At 42.6% G+C, this 16,333-nt stretch carries 18 protein-coding genes, 1 pseudogene and 1 riboswitch; of the genes and pseudogenes, 17 read left to right on the top strand and 2 right to left on the bottom strand.

Annotation, left to right across the window (positions count from 1 at the left end):
* Positions 1-5: 5 nt before the first annotated feature.
* The 17 genes from ABEV15_RS02230 (at position 6) to sufB (ending at position 15,040) form a co-directional block, all read left to right on the top strand.
* Positions 6-1,178, top strand: coding sequence for an acetyl-CoA C-acetyltransferase (locus tag ABEV15_RS02230; protein WP_498852266.1), 1,173 nt, complete (start codon positions 6-8; stop codon positions 1,176-1,178).
* A 15-nt stretch (positions 1,179-1,193) separates the two neighbouring features.
* Entirely contained in the window at positions 1,194-2,975 is a 1,782-nt protein-coding gene (locus ABEV15_RS02225; RefSeq protein WP_498852265.1) for an acyl-CoA dehydrogenase FadE, read from the top strand.
* 69 nt (positions 2,976-3,044) lie between these two features.
* Positions 3,045-3,404 carry an arsenate reductase family protein gene (locus ABEV15_RS02220; protein ID WP_498852264.1) on the top strand — a complete coding sequence of 120 codons (360 nt, stop codon included), beginning with the start codon at positions 3,045-3,047 and terminating at the stop codon, positions 3,402-3,404.
* Positions 3,405-3,461: 57 nt separating this feature from the next.
* Entirely contained in the window at positions 3,462-3,845 is a 384-nt protein-coding gene (gcvH, locus tag ABEV15_RS02215) for a glycine cleavage system protein GcvH (RefSeq protein ID WP_498852263.1), read from the top strand.
* A 33-nt stretch (positions 3,846-3,878) separates the two neighbouring features.
* Positions 3,879-4,127 (top strand): YusG family protein, encoded by a 249-nt coding sequence (locus tag ABEV15_RS02210; protein WP_498852262.1) that lies wholly within the window; start codon positions 3,879-3,881, stop codon positions 4,125-4,127.
* Positions 4,128-4,224: 97 nt separating this feature from the next.
* Positions 4,225-4,572 (top strand): toprim domain-containing protein, encoded by a 348-nt coding sequence (locus ABEV15_RS02205; RefSeq protein ID WP_004892434.1) that lies wholly within the window; start codon positions 4,225-4,227, stop codon positions 4,570-4,572.
* 8 nt (positions 4,573-4,580) lie between these two features.
* On the top strand, positions 4,581-4,850 hold the full coding sequence (locus ABEV15_RS02200; RefSeq protein ID WP_004892431.1) for a thioredoxin family protein: 270 nt from the start codon (positions 4,581-4,583) through the stop codon (positions 4,848-4,850).
* A 131-nt stretch (positions 4,851-4,981) separates the two neighbouring features.
* Positions 4,982-5,281, top strand: coding sequence for a sterol-binding protein (locus ABEV15_RS02195; protein WP_498726313.1), 300 nt, complete (start codon positions 4,982-4,984; stop codon positions 5,279-5,281).
* Between the two features lie 63 nt (positions 5,282-5,344).
* Entirely contained in the window at positions 5,345-6,637 is a 1,293-nt protein-coding gene (locus tag ABEV15_RS02190) for an O-acetylhomoserine aminocarboxypropyltransferase/cysteine synthase family protein (RefSeq protein WP_498852261.1), read from the top strand.
* A gap of 161 nt (positions 6,638-6,798) precedes the next feature.
* Positions 6,799-6,904, top strand: a riboswitch (SAM riboswitch).
* A gap of 75 nt (positions 6,905-6,979) precedes the next feature.
* Positions 6,980-8,008 (top strand): methionine ABC transporter ATP-binding protein, encoded by a 1,029-nt coding sequence (locus ABEV15_RS02185; RefSeq protein WP_498852260.1) that lies wholly within the window; start codon positions 6,980-6,982, stop codon positions 8,006-8,008.
* Positions 7,998-8,666: a methionine ABC transporter permease gene (locus ABEV15_RS02180; protein ID WP_192948497.1), complete on the top strand. Its 669-nt coding sequence runs from the start codon at positions 7,998-8,000 to the stop codon at positions 8,664-8,666. The genes ABEV15_RS02185 and ABEV15_RS02180 overlap by 11 nt, the downstream gene beginning before the upstream one ends.
* A 16-nt stretch (positions 8,667-8,682) precedes the next feature.
* Positions 8,683-9,507: a MetQ/NlpA family ABC transporter substrate-binding protein gene (locus ABEV15_RS02175; RefSeq protein ID WP_192948496.1), complete on the top strand. Its 825-nt coding sequence runs from the start codon at positions 8,683-8,685 to the stop codon at positions 9,505-9,507.
* Between the two features lie 362 nt (positions 9,508-9,869).
* Positions 9,870-10,649, top strand: a complete 780-nt coding sequence (gene sufC / locus ABEV15_RS02170; protein ID WP_006322743.1) for a Fe-S cluster assembly ATPase SufC — start codon at positions 9,870-9,872, stop codon at positions 10,647-10,649.
* Positions 10,650-10,664: 15 nt separating this feature from the next.
* The gene (gene sufD, locus ABEV15_RS02165) at positions 10,665-11,969 is read left to right on the top strand and encodes a Fe-S cluster assembly protein SufD (RefSeq protein WP_498852259.1); all 1,305 of its coding nucleotides are present in this window, start codon (positions 10,665-10,667) and stop codon (positions 11,967-11,969) included.
* Positions 11,969-13,189 carry a cysteine desulfurase gene (locus tag ABEV15_RS02160; protein ID WP_339171366.1) on the top strand — a complete coding sequence of 407 codons (1,221 nt, stop codon included), beginning with the start codon at positions 11,969-11,971 and terminating at the stop codon, positions 13,187-13,189. Before sufD ends, ABEV15_RS02160 begins: the two co-directional genes overlap by 1 nt.
* Positions 13,179-13,619 (top strand): Fe-S cluster assembly sulfur transfer protein SufU, encoded by a 441-nt coding sequence (gene sufU, locus ABEV15_RS02155; RefSeq protein WP_004892402.1) that lies wholly within the window; start codon positions 13,179-13,181, stop codon positions 13,617-13,619. Before ABEV15_RS02160 ends, sufU begins: the two co-directional genes overlap by 11 nt.
* Positions 13,620-13,642: 23 nt before the next feature.
* A complete protein-coding gene (sufB, locus tag ABEV15_RS02150; protein ID WP_006322751.1) occupies positions 13,643-15,040 on the top strand; it encodes a Fe-S cluster assembly protein SufB in 1,398 nt (465 codons plus the stop codon).
* Between the two features lie 52 nt (positions 15,041-15,092).
* Here sufB and ABEV15_RS02145 read toward each other — a convergent pair.
* Both ABEV15_RS02145 and ABEV15_RS02140 read right to left on the bottom strand, forming a co-directional pair.
* Positions 15,093-16,039: pseudogene (locus ABEV15_RS02145) on the bottom strand (tyrosine-type recombinase/integrase); the annotation flags it as partial.
* The gene (locus ABEV15_RS02140) at positions 15,937-16,242 is read right to left on the bottom strand and encodes a transposase (RefSeq protein WP_339171358.1); all 306 of its coding nucleotides are present in this window, start codon (positions 16,240-16,242) and stop codon (positions 15,937-15,939) included. The pseudogene ABEV15_RS02145 and the gene ABEV15_RS02140, both read right to left, overlap by 103 nt.
* Positions 16,243-16,333: the final 91 nt, after the last annotated feature.

Here is a 16,333-nt window from a genome sequence, read left to right as displayed (position 1 = left end):
TTGACGTGAAAGAAGCGGTCATCGTTGCCGGGGCGCGCACGCCTGTCGGCAAAGCGAAAAAAGGGACGTTAGCAAACGTCCGCCCGGATGATTTAGGGGCGATTGTTGTTAAAGAAACATTGAAACGAGCAGGAAACTATGAAGGAAATATTGACGATCTCATTATCGGTTGTGCTATGCCAGAGGCAGAACAAGGATTAAATATTGCGCGCAACATTGGTGCGCTTGCTGGGTTACCGTATACAGTGCCAGCGATTACAATCAACCGTTATTGTTCATCAGGATTACAAGCGATCGCTTATGCGGCAGAAAGAATTATGCTTGGGCATGCAGATACCGTTATTGCTGGTGGCGTGGAGTCGATGAGCATGGTTCCGATGATGGGTCATGTCGTACGTCCGAACGTGAAGCTCGCAGAAAGTGCGCCAGAGTATTACATGTCGATGGGGCATACAGCTGAGCAAGTCGCGATGAAATATGGGGTGACGCGCGAAGAGCAAGATGCGTTTGCTGTTCGCAGCCATCAAAGAGCAGCAAAAGCGATTGCCGAAGGAAAATTTGTCGATGAAATTGTGCCGGTCGACGTGACAGTCCGTCATATCGAAAATAATAAATTAGTAGAGAAAAAGATGACGTTTAGTCAAGACGAAGGAGTACGCCCAGATACAAATATGGAAACGCTCGCGAGGTTACGCCCTGCGTTTTCGGTAAACGGAACGGTAACAGCAGGAAACGCTTCACAAACGAGCGACGGAGCAGCTGCGGTGATGGTGATGGATCACGAAAAAGCGAAAGCGCTCGGTTTACAACCGCTTGGTAAATTCCGCTCGTTTGCTGTTGCAGGTGTTCCACCTGAAGTGATGGGTATCGGACCGATTGCTGCGATTCCGAAAGCGCTTGAGCTTGCAGGGCTTGAACTTTCTGACATCGGCTTAATAGAACTGAATGAAGCGTTTGCTTCGCAAGCGATTCAAGTCATTCGCGAACTTGGACTAGATGAAGAAAAAGTAAACGTGAACGGAGGAGCCATTGCTCTTGGGCATCCGCTCGGTTGTACGGGAGCGAAGTTGACGTTGACACTTTTATATGAAATGCGTCGTCGCAACGAGCAATTTGGTATTGTCACGATGTGTATCGGCGGCGGTATGGGTGCTGCAGGCGTATTTGAATTATTATAAGAGGGGGAAATAATGATGGAAAAAACATTGAAAGTTGCACAAGGTGGTAGCTTTTTAATTGAAGATGTGTCATCAACGCAAGTGTTTACACCAGAAGATTTTACAGACGAACAAAAAATGATTGCGAAAACGACAGAAGAATTTGTCGTGAATGAAGTGTTGCCACAACTTGAACATTTAGAAAATCATGAGTTTGATCGTTCTGTTGCGCTTTTAAAACAAGCAGGTGAACTCGGATTGCTTGGTGCAGATGTGCCTGAAGAATATGGTGGATTAAGTTTAGATAAAATTAGCTCGGCATTAATTGCTGAAAAAATGGCGCGTGCGGGCGGCTTCTCGATTTCACACGGTGCGCACGTTGGGATCGGTTCGCTTCCAATCGTCTTGTTCGGAACAGAGGAGCAAAAACAAAAATATTTACCAGCGCTTGCGACAGGTGAGAAAATTGCTGCTTATGCGTTAACAGAGCCAGGCTCTGGCTCGGATGCGCTCGGTGCGAAAACGACAGCAAAACTAAATGCGGAAGGTACGCATTACGTTTTAAATGGGGAAAAACAATGGATTACAAACGCTGGTTTTGCCGACGTATTCGTCGTCTATGCCAAAGTAGACGGTGAACATTTCACAGCATTTATCGTCGAGCGCGATTTCCCTGGCGTATCGACAGGAGCAGAAGAAAAGAAAATGGGGATTAAAAGCTCATCGACGCGGACACTAATTTTACAAGATGCGCTCGTTCCGAAAGAAAACGTCCTTGGCGAAATCGGCAAAGGCCACATCATCGCCTTTAACATTTTAAATATCGGTCGTTACAAACTTGGCGTTGGTGCTGTTGGCGGAGCAAAACGTGCCCTAGAAGTGACGATTCAATACGCCAATCAACGTCAACAATTTAAAACACCAATTTCGAAATTTACATTAACACAAGAAAAATTAGCGACGATGGCGTCGAAATTGTATGCGGCAGAAAGCTCCGTCTACCGTACAGTCGGTTTATTTGAAGCGCGCATGGGACAGTTGACAGATGAACAAGCAAAAGACGGAAAGGAAACGGCAAAAGCGATTGCAGAATACGCGATCGAATGCTCTTTAAACAAAGTGTTTGCGACAGAAATGCTAGACTATATCGTCGATGAAGGGGTACAAATTCACGGTGGTTACGGCTTTATGCAAGAATACGAAATTGAACGCATGTATCGCGATTCACGTATTAACCGTATTTTTGAAGGAACGAACGAAATTAACCGTCTCCTCGTGCCAGGTATGTATTTGCGCAAGGCGATGAAAGGGGAGCTTCCACTTTTACAAAAAGCGCAACAATTACAAGAAGAATTAATGATGTTGATGCCAGAAGAAGTTGGCGATGGCGTGCTTGAACAAGAGAAGTACCTTGTCCGCAATGCGAAAAAAATCGCTTTAATGGTCGCGGGACTGGCGGCGCAAAAATTCGGTCCGAAACTTGAAAAAGAGCAAGAAGTGCTTGTGAATATTGCAGACATCGTCAGCAACGTATACGCAATGGAGTCTGCGCTATTGCGTACGGAAAAAGCCATCGCCCAATCGGGTGTGGAGAAAAATAAACAAAAAGTATTGTACACACAAATTTTCTGCCAAGAAGCATTTTATGAAATTGAGGCGCATGCGAAAGAAACGATCGTCGCTGTCGAACAAGGTGACATGTTGCGCATGATGCTGTCCGCATTGCGCAAATTAACGCGCCATACGCCAATTAACGTCATTGCGAAAAAACGTGAAGCGGCCAAACCATTAATTGAAGCAGAGCGATATGTTGTGTAATAATGGAAGTACCAGGCGCATCGTCTGGTACTTTCGCTTTGTTATCGTATATATTGATGAGGTGAGAAGATGGTTACGTTTTATTGGTATCCAAAATGTGGAACGTGTCGTAAGGCAAAAAAATGGTTAGATGACAACAATATTTCCGTACAAGCGATACACATTGTTGAGCACCCTCCATCTAAAGAGCAGTTACGGACGTTATACGAAAAAAGTGGATTGGATGTAAAAAAATTTTTTAACACGAGCGGCATGAAGTATCGTGAACTTGGATTAAAAGATAAATTAAAGGCGATGAACACGGAAGAAATATTGCAACTACTGGTATCTGACGGAATGTTAATTAAACGTCCGATCGTCACAGATGGCAAGCGAGTCATTGTTGGATTTGATGAACAAAAATATCATGAAATGTTTAAATTATCGTGAAAGCGTGTCGAAAATCGTGTATGATGGAAGGGAAAACAATATGTTGGAGGGTTAATGATGAACGTTCCAAAAGAGCTACGTTATTCACAAGAACATGAATGGGCACGTGTCGAAGGAAATACGGTTCGCATTGGGATTACGGACTTTGCCCAGTCAGAACTTGGCGACATCGTCTTCGTTGAATTGCCAGAAGTCGGTGCGCAACTGACTGCAAATGAGCCGTTTGGTAGCGTAGAATCGGTGAAAACTGTGTCTGAATTATATGCACCGATTAGCGGAAAAGTCGTAGCAGTCAATGAGGAGTTAAACGATAACCCAGAGTACGTTAACGAATCACCGTATGATAAAGCGTGGATGATCGTCATTGAGCCAAGCGATTTAAGTGAAGTGGACAACCTATTAACGGCAGAACAATACGAACAAATGATTAATCAAGAGTAAAACACACATCACAGGGCACCCTATGACACTGGGGTGTCTTTTTTGTTAAAACAAAAAACAATCGATATTACAAAGGATGTTGTTGGGAAATTTAATGAAAACGGCAACTTTGAGCTGTTTTATGACAACGAATGTGTTGGAGAATTTGTTCAAGAAACGAATAAGTTAAAGTTAAAGCATGGATACCAACAACAAAACGGGCGTATTTTGAAAAGCGTAACAGTTACTGAACATCCAAATATGAAATATGTCGATTGTGATACAGAAGGTGGTTGGTGTTAAGGACAGCGCCATCGCTGTCCTTTTGTATTGAATAAAAGGAGAAAAAGTGTACGATCACGAATATAATATACATAAATGAATATGCAAGGTGATGACGATGGCGATTGTTGAGGTAGAAAAAGTGATTATTGTTGAAGGGCGCTCAGATAAACGAAAAGTCGAAAGCATCATTAGTGAGCCAGTTGAAATTATATGTACAAACGGAACGCTTGGCACCGCCAAACTTGATGAATTAATCGATGCTTTGTACGATAAAGAAGTGTACATTTTAGTCGATTCCGATGAAGCGGGGGAGAAATTACGTCGTCAACTCCGTCGAGAGTTTCCGCATGCTGAGCACTTATATATTGATAAAATGTATCGTGAAGTCGCAGCAGCTCCGAAGCATCATATTGCGGTCGTGTTATTAAGTGCAAATATCGATGTACACGCACAATATTTATAGAAAGTTGTGTGATCGTTGTGAAAGTTGTCTATATGTACACGCCATTATGTGGAACATGTCAAGTGGCAAGTCGTATGGTTGATGTACTTGAGCAGTTATTGCCATCTGTTACATTTGAACGTCAAGATTTAAACTACGTGCCGGACAAAGCGGTTGAGTGGTGCATCGAAAGCGTTCCGTGTTTACTTATTTTTCAACATGATAAACTTGTACAAAAAATATATGCTTTTCATTCTGTTCCATATTTATACGAAACGTTGCGAAAGCTGGCTGAATAAAGCCAGCTTTCGACATATTTCTTGGGAAATTGACGAGGAAACGAGACATTTGTCGAGCGTTTATAGCAGGAACTACTCGCATTTATATGGAAACAATGGATATTGAGAAATATGGAACGGGGGGCGGTTAAATGAACATGTTAGCGCCGATTTTGCCGAATGACTGTTTATATATTCAATTGCAATGGGAAAATGAGCAAATATTATTATGCATATCAAAAGAGGGCATTCGTCGTGTTGAAGAGGTAAATGCGGAGCGAATGATTACGATTCGCGGTTCAGCACAAGCGATGATGTCATTATTAAAAGGTTCGTTAAAACTCCAACAACAGCTTCGCTTAAATGAATTATCCGTCACAGCATCGTTTCGTCACATTTTATTGTTAGAGTCAATCTTTTTTCTTGCTAAACCGTATGATGTTGTTCGTTGACGAACGCATTTTGTCGTGTTAAAATTCAAAATATTAGTAAATTATTGTATTTGGGGGGAAACGATGAAATTTGAAACGATCGCTGTTCATGGCGGATTGCAAACGGATCCAGTAACGAAAGCGCGGGCGGTGCCGATTTATCAGTCGAATGCATATTTGTTTGACAGTACAGAGCATGCGGCGAATTTATTTGCATTAAAGGAAGCGGGGTACATTTATACACGCATTCATAATCCGACGGTAACGGTGTTTGAAGAGCGTGTCGCTCAACTTGAAGGGGGCATCGGTGCTTTAGCGGTAGCGAGCGGCATGGCTGCTATTACGATGGCGATATTAAACGTCGCTCAAGCCGGGGATGACATCGTTTCTGCTTCGACGTTATATGGAGGAACGTACAATTTGTTTGCGAATACGTTGCCGAAATATGGCATTACAACACATTTTGTCGATCCGTCTGATCCGGAAAATTTCCGTGCGGCAATTACACCAAAAACGAAAGCGATTTTTGCCGAAACAATTGGCAACCCAAGCCTGCATGTGTTAGACATTGAGGCGGTTGCGGAAATTGCGCATGAAGCAGGCATTCCGTTGATTATTGACAACACGTTTGCAACTCCGTACCTTTGCAGGCCAATCGAGCATGGGGCAGATATCGTCGTTCATTCGGCAACGAAATGGTTGCTTGGTAACGGAACGACGTTAGGTGGTATCATTGTCGATGGTGGAAAATTTGATTGGCATTCGCCGAAGTTTCCAGCGTTTACGACGCCAGATCCAAGTTACCATAATCTCGTATACGCAGACATCGGTGCGGCGGCGTATATCGTGAAAGCACGCGTGCAGTTGTTACGTGACTTAGGTCCAGCGATTAGCCCATTCAACGCGTTTCAGTTTAATTTAGGACTGGAAACGTTACACGTCCGCATGAAAGAACATATTGCCAATACGAGAAAAATCGTCGAGTATTTGGACAACCATCCAGCAGTTAATTGGGTGTTGTATCCGGAACACGACGACCATCCAGCAAAAGAGCTAGCGAAAAAATATATGCCAAAAGGGGCAGGAGCAGTCGTTGTCTTCGGCATTCAAGGTGGCCGTGAAGCAGGGGCTACGTTAATTAACAACGTTAAGCTTTGGTCACATGTGGCAAACGTCGGCGATGCAAAAAGTTTAATTATTCATCCTGCAAGTACAACGCATCAACAGTTAAGTTCAGAAGATTTGAAAGCATCCGGCGTAACGGAAGATATGATTCGTTTATCTGTTGGTATTGAAAATGTCGATGATTTAATTGAAGACTTAGAACAAGCGATTGAAGCAGCAACGGGTGTCCGTTCCGTATATTCGCAAGTGTAATAAAAACGTGCTAGCTGCATATATCTAGCACGCTTTTTATATCAAAAAATTTTTATTATTTTTATTGACATCATCTTTCTTTCAATGATATACTCACTCTCGTAGTTTAAAATAGTCCTTGAATGTGTTAAAACATTAACTGAATAAAGCGTTTAAAAGCGCTCTTATCAAGAGAGGTGGAGGGATGTGCCCGATGAAACCCGGCAACCGTCAGCGCTGCTGAAATGGTGCCAATTCACACAAAGCGTTTGCTTTGAGAGATAAGAGACAGAATGGACGATTCGCGCCTTTCTGTTCTCTTGGGCAGAAAGGCTTTTTTCATGGAAGGAAGGTGACAGCAACGTGATCACATTATCGAATGTAACAAAAGTGTATAAAGCAGCAAGTGGACATGTGACGGCTGTTGATCGTGTGAACTTGCATATTGAAGCAGGAGAAATTTTTGGTATTATCGGTTATAGTGGAGCAGGAAAAAGTTCGCTCATTCGGTTATTGAACGGATTAGAAAAGCCAACGAGCGGCGAAGTCATCGTCGATGGCAAGGACATCGGAAAAATTAGTGGAAAACAATTGCGACAAGCACGCCAACAAATCGGTATGATTTTTCAACATTTTAATTTGCTTTGGTCGCGAACCGTGCGCGAAAATATTGCTTTTCCGTTAGAAATTGCTGGCGTGCCGAAAGAAGAACGGATGAAGCGTGTCGATGAACTTATTCAGCTCGTCGGTTTGCAAGGGAGAGAAAATGCATATCCGTCACAACTAAGCGGCGGGCAAAAACAACGTGTCGGCATTGCGCGCGCGTTAGCAAACAATCCGAAAGTGTTGTTGTGCGACGAGGCGACGTCAGCGCTCGACCCACAAACGACAGATTCCATCTTAGATTTGCTCGTCGACATTAATAAACGTCTCGGTTTAACGATCGTATTAATCACTCATGAAATGCACGTTATTCGTAAAATTTGTGATCGTGTAGCGGTCATGGAAAACGGAAAAATTGTTGAAATGGGTGAAGTGCTTCACGTGTTTCGTAAGCCGGAGCAGCCGATTACGAAGCGTTTTGTTCAACAAGTAACTGAGCCGGAAGAAACGAAAGAAGCGATGTTGCATCTTCTTGAGCGATATCCAAATGGAAAAGTTGTACAGCTTACATTTGTTGGCGAAGCAGCTGAGCAACCGCTCATCACGCACATCATTCGACAATTTGATTTAAACGTGAACATTTTGCAAGGGAAAATTTCGCAAACGCATCACGGTTCATACGGGGTGTTGTTCGTTCATTTAGACGGTGCCGATGAAGAAATCGAGCGAGCACTCGCTTTTATTCGCCAGCAAGAAGTTGGAGTGGAGGTGTTGGCGAATGTTCAATGAACTATTTCCGAACGTCGTTTGGGATAAAATATGGGCGGCAACAATGGAAACGTTGTATATGACCGCCGTCTCCGTTGTCGCAACGTTTGTGCTTGGTATTTTACTCGGATTGTTACTCTTTTTAACGTCTAAGGGAAACATATGGGAAAATCGTTTTATTAACGGTGTGATCGCATCGTTCGTCAACATTTTTCGTTCTATACCGTTTATTATTTTAATTATTTTGCTTATTCCATTTACGAAACTTGTCGTTGGTACAATTCTTGGAGCGGATGCTGCGCTACCGGCACTCATTATCGGGGCCGCTCCGTTTTATGCACGCATGGTTGAAATTGCGCTTCGTGAAATTGATAAAGGTGTCATTGAAGCGGCAAAAGCGATGGGGGCAACGACAGCAACAATTATTTGGAAAGTGCTTCTCCCTGAAGCGTTGCCAGCACTTGTATCTGGTATTACAGTTACAACGATCGCGCTCGTTGGTTATACAGCGATGGCAGGAGTTGTCGGTGCTGGGGGGCTTGGAAACTTAGCGTATTTAGAAGGATTTCAACGCAACAATAACGATGTGACGTTTGTTGCGACAGTGCTCATTTTAATCATCGTCTTTATCATTCAGTTTATTGGTGACTTTGTCACTTCTAAAATAGATAAACGATAAAAGGAGGAAAAAACAAATGAAAAAATGGATCTCTTTACTTGTTGCTGCAGTTGTTGTATTAGCGCTCGCTGCTTGCGGAAAAAGCGAAAGTGCCGAAGAAAAAACGAATAAGCTTGTCGTTGGGGCATCAAACGTGCCACATGCCGAAATTTTAGAAAAAGCAAAACCGATTTTAAAAGAAAAAGGAATTGAACTAGAAATTGTGACGTTCCAAGATTACGTGTTACCAAACAAAGCATTAGCGGATAAAGAGTTAGATGCAAACTATTTCCAACACATTCCTTATTTAGAATCTCAAATGAAAGAGCATGGCTATGACTTTGTGAATGCAGGCGGTATTCATATTGAGCCGATTGGCGTATATTCAAAAAAATACAAAAGCCTTGAAGAGCTACCAAACGGTGCGAAAATCATTATGAGTAACTCTGTTGCTGATCACGGCCGTATTTTATCGATGCTTGAAGAAAAAGGGTTAATTAAGTTAAAAGAAGGCGTTGATAAAACGAAAGCAACCGTTGATGATATCGTTGAAAATCCGAAAAATTTAGTGTTTGAAGCAGATATCGAAGCAGGATTGCTTCCGCAAGTGTATAAAAACAACGAAGGAGACGCGGTATTAATTAACGCAAACTATGCACTAGATGCTGGTTTAGACCCAGCAAAAGATCCGATTGCGGTTGAATCGCCAGAAAACAACCCATACGTGAACATTATCGCGGTTCGTAAAGGTGACGAAAAACGTAAAGAAATTCAAACGCTTGTTGAAGTGTTGCAATCAAAGGAAATTCAAGACTTCATTTTACAAAAATATAACGGTGCTGTTATTCCAGCGGCAAAATAAGGATGTCCATTCGGGCGTCCTTTTATATTTCCTCGAAAACGACGCATGATAAAAAGGAAGGAGGCGTGCATATGTCGATAGAACAATGTTTACACGAATATAAGCAAGGGTTAGGAACATTTACGCAACATATGCCGAAAGTTGGACAAACGTTTAACGCGTTTACTCGCATGCATTAAAAGGATAGGAATTCCCTATCCTTTTTTACATACGTGATAAAGTAAACAAACTTTAGAAACAAAAAAGTATCAAAATGCTTGCAATAAGGTTGCTAATAATTTTCATCTGTTATAAAATTGTAATGAGAATAAAATGAGAATTACGTTTTTTATGAACATAAGCGAAACTGGAGGTATTTTTTTATGGCAACATTAACAATTAAAGATCTTCACGTTGCAATTGACGGAAAAGAAATTTTAAAAGGGGTTAACCTTGAAATTAAAGGCGGCGAGTTCCACGCAATTATGGGACCGAACGGAACGGGAAAATCGACATTATCGGCGGCGATTATGGGCCATCCAAAATATGAAGTAACAAAAGGAAGCATTACATTAGATGGTCAAGATGTATTAGAAATGGAAGTAGATGAGCGCGCTCGTGCCGGTCTCTTTTTAGCGATGCAATATCCGAGCGAAATTAGCGGTGTAACGAATGCTGATTTCCTTCGCTCAGCGATTAACGCACGTCGTGGAGAAGGAAATGAAATTTCATTAATGAAATTCATTCGTCAATTAGACGAAAAAATGGCGTTTTTAGAAATGAATCCAGATATGGCGCATCGTTATTTAAACGAAGGATTTTCAGGCGGAGAGAAAAAGAGAAACGAAATTTTACAATTAATGATGTTACAACCGAAAATTGCAATTTTAGATGAAATTGACTCAGGTCTTGACATTGATGCATTAAAAGTTGTTGCAAAAGGCGTCAATGAAATGCGCAGCAACGACTTCGGCTGTTTAATCATTACGCACTATCAGCGTTTATTAAACTACATTACGCCAGATTACGTGCATGTTATGATGCAAGGACGCATCGTGAAATCTGGTGGTCCAGAGTTAGCACAACGTCTTGAGGCTGAAGGATACGATTGGATTAAAAAAGAGCTAGGCATTGAAGATGAAGTCGTCGAGCAAGAAGCGTAAGCGTTAGGAGGATTTGTGATGATTGAGACGAAACTACCATTCGACCAACAATATGTCCGCTCTTTTTCTGAAGGGCGTGGAGAACCGGACTGGCTTTTAAACGTTCGCTTACAAGCTCTTGCGCAAGCGGAACAACTTCCTTTACCGAAGCCAGATAAAACAAAAATTGATCGTTGGAACTTTACACAATTTTCTACTCATCTCGTTGAAAGCGCACCGCTTTCGTCGTTAGAAGAGTTGCCAGAAGAAGTGAAAGTGCTTATTGATATCGATGAGGAACAAAAAAATGTATATGTGCAACGCGATCATACATGTGCATACGTATCGCTTGCCGATGAATTAAAAGAAAAAGGTGTCATTTTTACAGACTTAGCGACAGCTGTTCGCGAACATAGCGAACTTGTACAAAAATATTTTATGGACGGCGTCAAAGTAAATGAGCACCGTCTTGCTGCACTTCATGCTGCGCTTGTAAATGGTGGTGTGTTTGTATATGTACCAAAGCACGTTCAAATCGACGTTCCTTTGCAGGCGGTATATGTCCATGAAAAGGCGGAAGCGTTATTTAACCATGTCATTATCGTTGCGGATGTCGGTAGCAAAGTGACGTATGTTGAAAACTATATTTCAACATGTGAACGTTCCGAAGCGATCGTGAACATCATTGCTGAGGTGTTTGCATTAGACGATGCGCAAGTATTTTTTGGAGCGGTCGATAGTTTAGCTAAAGGAACGACGACATATGTGAACCGTCGTGGAATTACAGGCCGCCATGCGCGTATTGAATGGGCGCTCGGTTTAATGAACGACGGAAATACAATTTCAGAAAACATTACGCGCTTGATCGGCGATGGGTCTTTTGGTGATACAAAGACAGTTGTTGTGAGTCGCGGTGAGCAAGTCCAAAACTTTACGACAAGTGTTATTCATTACGGAAAGCATACGGAAGGTTACATTTTAAAACATGGCGTTGTGAAAGATGAAGCGACATCCATTTTTAACGGGATTGGTAAAATTGAGCACGGGGCATCGAAATCAAATGCAGAGCAAGAGTCGCGTGTGCTTATGTTAAGCCCGAAAGCGCGTGGCGATGCGAACCCAATTTTATTAATTGATGAAGATGACGTCACAGCAGGCCATGCGGCATCGGTCGGTCGCGTTGACCCGACACAATTATATTATTTAATGAGCCGTGGTATTCCGAAAACGGAAGCGGAGCGATTAATTATTCATGGCTTTTTGGCGCCAGTCGTCAATGAAATTCCGATTGAACGTGTGAAAAAACAATTAATCGAAGTGATCGAAAGGAAAGTTAAATGATGAACGTAAAAGAACTTCGTCAACTATTTCCGATTTTAGATCAACAAGTAAACGGCAAACCGCTTGTTTATTTAGACAGTGCAGCAACGTCGCAAAAACCGCTGCCGGTCATTGAGGCGATTGACAATTATTATCGTCAATACAATTCAAACGTTCATCGTGGCGTGCATACGCTTGGGACGAAGGCAACTGACGCATATGAAGGGGCGCGCGAAAAAGTGCGCCGCTTCATCGGTGCCGCCTCAACGGAAGAAATTATTTTTACACGCGGGACGACAACAGCGATTAACTTAGTGGCGGCAAGCTATGGGCGAGCAAACGTACGTGAAGGCGATGAAATCGTTATTACGTACATGGAGCATCATAGCAATATCATCCCGTGGCAACAAGTCGCCAAACAAACAGGGGCAACGTTAAAATACATTCCGCTTCAACCAGACGGCACGATCCGGTTAGAAGATGTGGAACAAACAGTCACGCCAAACACGAAAATTGTTGCGATCATGTACGTATCGAACGTCCTAGGTACGATCAATCCTGTAAAAGAAATTGCGCAAATTGCCCATAAGAACGGTGCCGTCGTTGTTGTTGACGGGGCACAAAGCACGCCGCATATGAAAGTGAACGTACAGGAGCTAGATTGTGATTTTTATGCGTTTTCAGGCCATAAAATGTGCGGTCCGACAGGTATTGGCGTATTATACGGTAAAAAACGATTGCTTGAGCAAATGGAACCTGTTGAGTTTGGTGGGGAAATGATTGATTTCGTCGGCTTGTATGAGTCGACGTGGAAAGAGCTTCCGTGGAAATTTGAAGGCGGCACGCCAATTATCGCAGGAGCGATTGGCTTAGGGGCTGCAATTGATTTCCTTGAGCAAGTTGGGTTAGATCATATTGCTGAGCACGAACATCGTTTAGCGCAATATGCGCTTGAACAGCTTGCAACGATTGACGGATTAACGATTTACGGCCCGAAAGAACGCGCCGGGCTTGTGACATTTAATATTGACGGTGTGCATCCGCACGATGTTGCGACCGTTTTAGACGCCGAAGGCATTGCCGTTCGTGCTGGTCACCATTGTGCGCAGCCGCTAATGAAATGGCTAAACGTGACGGCGACCGCACGTGCAAGCTTTTACTTATACAATACCGAAGAAGAAATTGATGCACTCGTTTCAGCATTAAAGAAAACGAAGGAGTATTTCAGCTATGTCTTTTAATAGCCATTTAGATACGTTGTATCGACAAGTTATTATGGATCATTACAAAAATCCGAGAAATCGTGGTGTGTTAGAAGGGGAGCACGTCGATATAAACATGAACAACCCGACGTGTGGTGATCGCATTCACTTAACATTAAAAGTAGAAGATAGGAAAATTGTCGATGCGAAGTTTGAAGGAGAAGGTTGTTCTATTTCGATGTCCTCTGCATCGATGATGACAGAGGCGATCAAGGGAAAAACAATTGAAGAAGCGCTTAAGCTATCAACGATTTTTTCAGACATGATGCAAGGAAAAGATTATGACGACTCAATTGATTTAGGCGATATTGAAGCACTTCAAGGCGTATCAAAATTCCCTGCCCGCATTAAATGCGCTACATTAGCGTGGAAAGCGATGGAAAAAGGATTACATGAGCAACAAGGCTAGTCATAAAAAAGGAGGCGAAAGAGATGGCGAAAAAAATGCCAGAAATCGGTGAATATAAGTACGGTTTCGCCGATAAAGATGTATCTGTCTTCCGTGCTGAGCGCGGCTTAACGCGCGAAATTGTAGAAGAAATTTCGCGAATGAAAAATGAACCAAAGTGGATGCTCGACTTCCGCTTAAAAGCGTTAGACATTTTTTACAGCATGCCGATGCCACAATGGGGCGGCGATTTATCAAGTTTAGATTTCGATGAAATTACTTATTACGTCAAACCATCGGAAAAATCCGGTCGTTCTTGGGATGAGGTGCCGGAAGAAATTAAAGCAACGTTCGATAAGCTCGGTATTCCAGAAGCAGAACAAAAATATTTAGCTGGGGTATCGGCGCAATACGAGTCGGAAGTTGTATACCATAACATGAAAGAAGATCTAGAGAAATTAGGGGTCATTTTTAAAGATACAGACTCGGCGTTAAAAGAAAATGAAGATTTATTTCGCGAGCATTGGGCAAAAGTTGTTCCGCCGACAGATAATAAATTTGCAGCGCTCAACTCTGCTGTTTGGTCTGGTGGTTCATTCATTTACGTGCCAAAAGGTGTAAAAGTCGATACGCCATTGCAAGCATATTTCCGCATTAACTCGGAAAATATGGGACAATTTGAACGGACGTTAATTATCGTTGATGAAGGGGCGCATGTTCATTACGTGGAAGGCTGTACAGCGCCTGTCTATACGACAAACTCACTTCATAGCGCAGTCGTTGAAATTATCGTGAAAAAAGGCGCATATTGCCGTTATACAACGATTCAAAACTGGGCAAACAACGTCTTTAACCTCGTGACAAAGCGCGCTGTTTGCGAAGAAAATGCAACGATGGAATGGATCGATGGAAATATCGGTTCAAAATTAACGATGAAATACCCAGCTGTCATTTTAAAAGGAGAAGGCGCGCGTGGCTTGACGCTTTCGATTGCGATTGCTGGCAAAGGGCAACATCAAGATGCTGGCGCGAAAATGATTCATTTAGCGCCAAATACGTCATCAACGATCGTCTCAAAATCGATTTCGAAACAAGGTGGAAAAGTCACATATCGCGGTATCGTTCATTTCGGACGGAAAGCGGACGGTTCTCGTTCAAATATTGAGTGTGACACGCTCATTATGGATAATCAATCGACATCTGATACGATTCCATACAACGAAATTTTAAACGACAACATTTCGCTTGAGCATGAAGCAAAAGTGTCGAAAGTATCAGAAGAACAACTATTTTATTTAATGAGCCGCGGCATCTCTGAACAAGAAGCGACAGAAATGATCGTTATGGGCTTTATTGAGCCGTTTACGAGAGAATTGCCGATGGAATACGCCGTTGAAATGAACCGACTCATTAAGTTTGAAATGGAAGGTAGTATTGGATAATCCTTATAATATCAATGGTGTAGCGTTTGCTTATAGGCGCTACACCCACAATTCATTTTCTTTCGGTGTACCGCTGATACAACTCCAGTGCCCCATCCTCAATTTTTTTGGTCACATGGAGGTACGTATCAGCGGTCATTTTTATGCTGGCATGCTCTAATCGCTCGGAAACATATTTGATATTTGCCCCAGCCTCTAAAAGATGCACGGCGTGACTATGACGTAACGCATGCGGCGATAAAACAGGAAGTTCTGCCCGTTTACATACTTCTTTGAAATGCTCCCTTACGACATTCGTCCGCAACCAACGTCCGTCTTGCTGGTGAAAGACGATGTTCGTTTCTGGCTTCTTGTAGCCGGGATATCTTAAATACATCTCGTTCCGATTGATGCGATGTTTTTTCAATAAACGAATGGTCACTTCATCCAGCTTAATCGTCCGCAGACTCGCCTTTGATTTTGGAGTGGAAAGATAGGGTGTCGAGTTCGTCGGACACACTAGCGTTTTGTTCACCGTGAGCGTTTTATTTTCCAAGTCAATATCATCCCAGGTCAAAGCCAACGCTTCGCCAATTCGTAATCCTGTCCGCGCTAAAAGCGTAAATAACACGTAATATTGAATCGAATGTTGATACTTCGCGTGTTTTTGCGGCTTCTTTACCTCGTTCAAAAACTTCTCCAGTTGCTCACGTGTAAAATACTTCAGATCGTTATTTTTCTCTGTCTCCTTTGGAATAGTGGTTTTAGTGACGGGATTCTCGCGCAAAATACGAAATTCATGAACAGCATCATTCAGTGCTGAGTTCATGATGCTGTGAATTCGCCGCACTGTCCCCTCGCTATATTGTTTCCCCAATTCGTTGATCCATTTTTTTACTCGACCCGATCGATTTCTTTTAGCTTGTAATTTCCCCAGCGTGGCAAAATGTTAAGTCCGACGTTTCGTTCTTGGAGCGTATACGTAATAGGCTTGACGTTTGGCTTTTTATACACCTCAAGCTCAATCGGCGCAAAAAGTCAAGGAACGTTTCGGCATTGGCGGATGATGCACGATGAAACACCACATCGCCTTGTTGAACGTCAACTGCACCAAAAATGGACACATGGTCATGGTGTCCGTAGCTTGGCACTTGTTTCTGATTTCCTACTTCTGCCCATGTCGTATGTAGCGCTTGATAGGCACGAACATGTGTCTCATCCACATTTAAAAAAATTAACTTCAAAAATAGAAGATAAAAAAATAAAAAGTTTTTGTGAAGATAATCTGTTAGGTGTTAAAGCCGATGATAAAAT

This window comes from Bhargavaea massiliensis (assembly GCF_050480245.1).
Classification (GTDB): domain Bacteria; phylum Bacillota; class Bacilli; order Bacillales; family Anoxybacillaceae; genus Anoxybacillus.
This window is presented reverse-complemented; position numbering and strand designations above follow the sequence as displayed.